This window comes from Marinitenerispora sediminis (genome assembly GCF_003336425.1).
Classification (GTDB): Bacteria; Actinomycetota; Actinomycetes; order Streptosporangiales; family Streptosporangiaceae; genus Marinitenerispora; species Marinitenerispora sediminis.
This window is the reverse complement of record NZ_QEIO01000261.1, coordinates 1-3,574: the sequence shown is the minus strand read 5'-3', so window position 1 is coordinate 3,574 and position 3,574 is coordinate 1. Positions and strand designations below refer to the sequence as shown.

Here is a 3,574-nt window from a genome sequence, read left to right as displayed (position 1 = left end):
CGCCCGCACCCGCCGGCCTCGCGGCCCTCGCCGCCCCGCTCGGCGGCGGTCCGGCGCTCGTCAAGGACTACGTCAAGTCCCGCAAGTCCGACTGGGACACCGCCTGCTACATCCCGGACCTCGCCGACACCGCCGCGCTGCACCGCGTCGTCGCACGGTTCGTGGAGCTGCAGGGCGACGACCTCGCCGGCGGGATCGTGCTGCGCGCCTTCGAGCCGTTCTCCGCCAGCGGCCGCGCCACCGAGGCGCGCGTGTGGTGGCTGGACGGCGCGCCGATCGCGGTCGGCCCGCACCCCGACACCCCTGACGAGCGCCCGGAGCCCGACCTGCGCGCGGTGCGTCCGCTGGTCGCCGCCCTGGGCTGCCGGTTCGTCACCACCGACCTCGCCCGCCGCACCGACGGGGAGTGGCGGGTGGTCGAGGTCGGCGACGGCCAGGTCAGCGACCGCCCGGCCGCGCTGGAGCCCGCCGCCCTGCTGGAGCCGCTGCTGCGGGCCGGGCCCCCGCCCCGCTGACGGCGCCGCTCAGCTCCGCGGGAGCCGCGCGGTACCCGGCTTGGTCGACCCCCGGCTCCACACCGGTACCGGTGCCGGTCAGCGGCTGTCCGTAGACGTCGGTGATCCGCACATCGGACCCGCACCCCGCCCCGGGCTCCGAGAGGACGGAGTCGTACCCGGCGCGCGGCGGCGCGGTCCACCCGGCCCAGGCGCCGCACATGGCGGCGTTGTCGTCGTCGCTGTGGTCGGGGGCCGCGATGGCGGTGTCTCTCCGGTCGCGTCGAAGGAGCAGTTCCCGGCGCCCGTCAGAAGGTGCCCTGACCGGAGTAGGGGACTCCGGGCCGCGCCGCGGCCACCAGCGCCGACACCGGCGGCGCACGCCGTGGGACGCGTCCCGCCCTGGGGAGCCTTGCCGCTCCCCGCCGGTCCGCCTCGTTTGCGTGCCGGAATTCGGGGAGGTGCGCGGTCGGGGGCACGGACTGCCGTGCCGCCGAGCCCGGAGAACGCCGCCGACCAGCGCTGAGCAGTTCGGAACGGTGCCGCCCGCGCCGGGGAGGGGGCGGCGAGGACACCGCGCCGCGCGGTCCGGGAAAGGCCGCGGGACATATCAGCACGCCCGGACCACCCTGTACAGGAACCCCGGAATTTCCGAGCCGTGCCCCTTTCACGGCACCCGCACGATTCGACACGGGAGCGCCGCGGCCCGCTTCCGGAATACGCGGCCGCCGCTTTCCGCGCCGTTCCTCCGGCCGGGCCCGGCCTCTGCCGCGCGCCGGTGTCCGGCGCCTCCCGGCCCCACGGGCCGCCCGGTGGGCCTCCGGGTGCGAGTGGTGCGGGAAGGATCGTCCGGTCGCTGTCGCAGGCCGCCCCGAGGCGGGTAGTTCGGTCGGTGAGGGGGTGGTGCCGATGCCCGGCCACGTCTCTACGCAGGCCCGGATCGAGCAGGTACTGATCAGCCGCCCGGACCCCGGCGACATAGCGGTCGCCTGGATCGAGCCGTGGCCCGACGTGCCCGCCGAGGACCAGGTGCCGACATGCCGGCTGACCCTGGCGCCCGGAACGCACATCGACGTCCGTCCCACCGACGACCTGGCCTATCTCGACCGGCTCCGCGACGTCCTGGCCGAGGTGCGCGTCCGCCTCACCGCCGCCCGCGCCCGCCGCTCCCGGTGACGTCCCGACCGGACGCGCCGCGCCGTCACGGCGCGTCCCCGCACCGGGAGGCGGCGAGACCGGCCTGGCAGCCGTCCCACCGCTGCTCCTCCGCCGCCGCAGAGGCGGCGGCCACCGCGCCGCCGCCGCGCGAAGGGCCCGGTGGGGTCGCCGCGCCGCGGGTCCCAGGAGAGGGGGGGCAGCGCCCACGGGAGGAGGGCCACCGCGAGCGCGGCCCGGCTCAGGAGGGCTTGCCGTCAGACACGCCCCAGGCTCCCGAGCAGCGGCGAAGGGCCGGGCCCGCCGTTCTCACCGGTACCAGCCGTTGCCCTGCGTGAAGCAGCGGACCAGGTAGTCGCGCAGCGACACCGTCACCAGCCGCCGCTGGTCGGTCTCGTGGTCCCAGACGATGATCCCCGGCCCGTAGTCGGTGTGCACGTAGGCGAACTGCGGCCCCATGTCGCTGTCGCCGAAGAAGACGAGGTGGTCGAACGGCGCGTACAGCTCCAGGTAGTCCGGTTCGGCGCGCATCGCCAGGTTGTCCTCGACGAGCCGCTCCGCCGACCAGACGACCGCGTCCCCGTAGGTGTTGTGAACCCCGTTGACCTCGCGCAGCAGCGCGGCAAGCTCGAAGGGCAGCGGCAGGGCGAGCACCTTCTCGATCTCCGCGATCGCCGCCTCCTCGGCGGGCCCGGCCAGATCGGTTTCCGGGGACAGGTCAGCTATCAGTTCACGCCACACAGACAGAATCATCACAGGTAGTGCCAAGGCGCGAGAAATCGACGGGCGCGAGTCGGCCGATCCGATCCGGATTTCATCCCGCCGGAATGCCCCACGACCGCCACCCGATGTGACCGGCGTCACACCCAGGGTGGAATACCGGCACCTCCCCCACCGTTGTCAGGTGTGCGGGCCGGTGCGGTAGAAAGTGTCCCCCGGGCTCCACTCAATGCCTTCGCGGAATACCGCGTCCGCGGTCCACTTCGGTGGACGCGCGGGCGGTCTTCGGAGCCGCGTTGTGCGACACGCCGTGAGGCGACCGCCGTACCGGCCCCGCAGACCAGCGGCCCCCGCCACCCAGTGGCGGGGGCCGCCACGCGTTCCGGGCCCGCCCGGCCGAGATCACCCGGCCGGGTCCGCCAGCTCGGCGTCGTGGACCAGCAGCGCGATCTGCACCCGGTTGTTCAGGTCCAGCCGGGTCAGCACCGCCGACACATGCGTCTTCACCGTCGACAGGCTCAGATGCAGCGCCGCGCCGATCTCGGCGTTGGACCACCCCCGGCCCACGCACAGCGCGACCGCGCGCTCGCGGTCGTTGAGCATCCCCAGCCGCTCGCGGGCCGCGCCGCGCCGCGCGTGCCGCTCCGGCTCGGTGGCCCGGGCGATCAGCCGGCGCGTCACCTCGGGCGACAGCACCGGCCGGCCCGCCGCCACCTGCCGGATCGCCGCGACGATCTCGGCCGGCGGCGTGTCCTTCAGCACGAACCCCGCCGCCCCCGCCCGCAGCGCGCGCAGCACGTGCTCGTCGGCGTCGAAGGTCGTCAGCACGACCACCTCCGGCGGATCCGGCCGCGACCGCACCGCCTCGGTCGCGGCGAGCCCGTCCATCGTCGGCATCCGGATGTCCATCAGCACGACGTCCGGGCGGTGCCGGGCGACCAGCGCCGCCACCTGCGTCCCGTCGCCGGCCTCGGCGACCAGCTGGATGGCGGGAGCGCCCCCGAGCATCATCGCGAGCCCGGCGCGCAGCAGCGGATCGTCGTCGACGACGAGCACGCGCACCGGCGGGGTGTCCGATCCGTTCATGCCGGCCAGGGTAGCCAGGCCGCCACCCGGAAACCGCCCGAGGCCGTGGCACCGTACTCCAGCCGACCGCCGGTCAGGGCGGCACGTTCGGCCAGCCCCGCGAGACCCTGGCCCTGCCC

The 3,574-nt window shown here is 75.3% G+C and carries 4 protein-coding genes and 1 pseudogene; 2 read left to right on the top strand and 3 right to left on the bottom strand.

What is annotated here, in order from left to right; translation table 11 throughout:
- Together DEF28_RS25970 and DEF28_RS25965 are read left to right on the top strand one after the other, a co-directional pair.
- A partial coding sequence (locus tag DEF28_RS25970) for an ATP-grasp domain-containing protein (protein ID WP_158562923.1) occupies positions 1-515 on the top strand: 515 nt, incomplete at its 5' end.
- A gap of 888 nt (positions 516-1,403) precedes the next feature.
- A complete protein-coding gene (locus DEF28_RS25965) occupies positions 1,404-1,670 on the top strand; it encodes a hypothetical protein (RefSeq protein WP_114433639.1) in 267 nt (88 codons plus the stop codon).
- A gap of 288 nt (positions 1,671-1,958) precedes the next feature.
- Here the strand turns inward: DEF28_RS25965 and DEF28_RS25960 are convergent, their stop codons facing one another.
- From DEF28_RS25960 to DEF28_RS28660, 3 genes and pseudogenes are all read right to left on the bottom strand, one after another.
- Positions 1,959-2,402 (bottom strand): SMI1/KNR4 family protein, encoded by a 444-nt coding sequence (locus DEF28_RS25960; RefSeq protein ID WP_114400818.1) that lies wholly within the window; start codon positions 2,400-2,402, stop codon positions 1,959-1,961.
- Between the two features lie 369 nt (positions 2,403-2,771).
- Entirely contained in the window at positions 2,772-3,455 is a 684-nt protein-coding gene (locus DEF28_RS25955) for a response regulator (protein ID WP_114400817.1), read from the bottom strand.
- Positions 3,452-3,574: pseudogene (locus DEF28_RS28660) on the bottom strand (sensor histidine kinase); the annotation flags it as partial. The gene DEF28_RS25955 and the pseudogene DEF28_RS28660, both read right to left, overlap by 4 nt.

What these genes read in the sequence shown, in the direction of transcription:
- DEF28_RS25955 (WP_114400817.1), bottom strand. Translation starts at nt 3,455, where the DNA reads ATGAACGGATCGGACACCCCGCCGGTGCGCGTGCTCGTCGTCGACGAC.
- DEF28_RS25965 (WP_114433639.1), top strand. Translation starts at nt 1,404, where the DNA reads ATGCCCGGCCACGTCTCTACGCAGGCCCGGATCGAGCAGGTACTGATC.
- DEF28_RS25960 (WP_114400818.1), bottom strand. Translation starts at nt 2,402, where the DNA reads ATGATTCTGTCTGTGTGGCGTGAACTGATAGCTGACCTGTCCCCGGAA.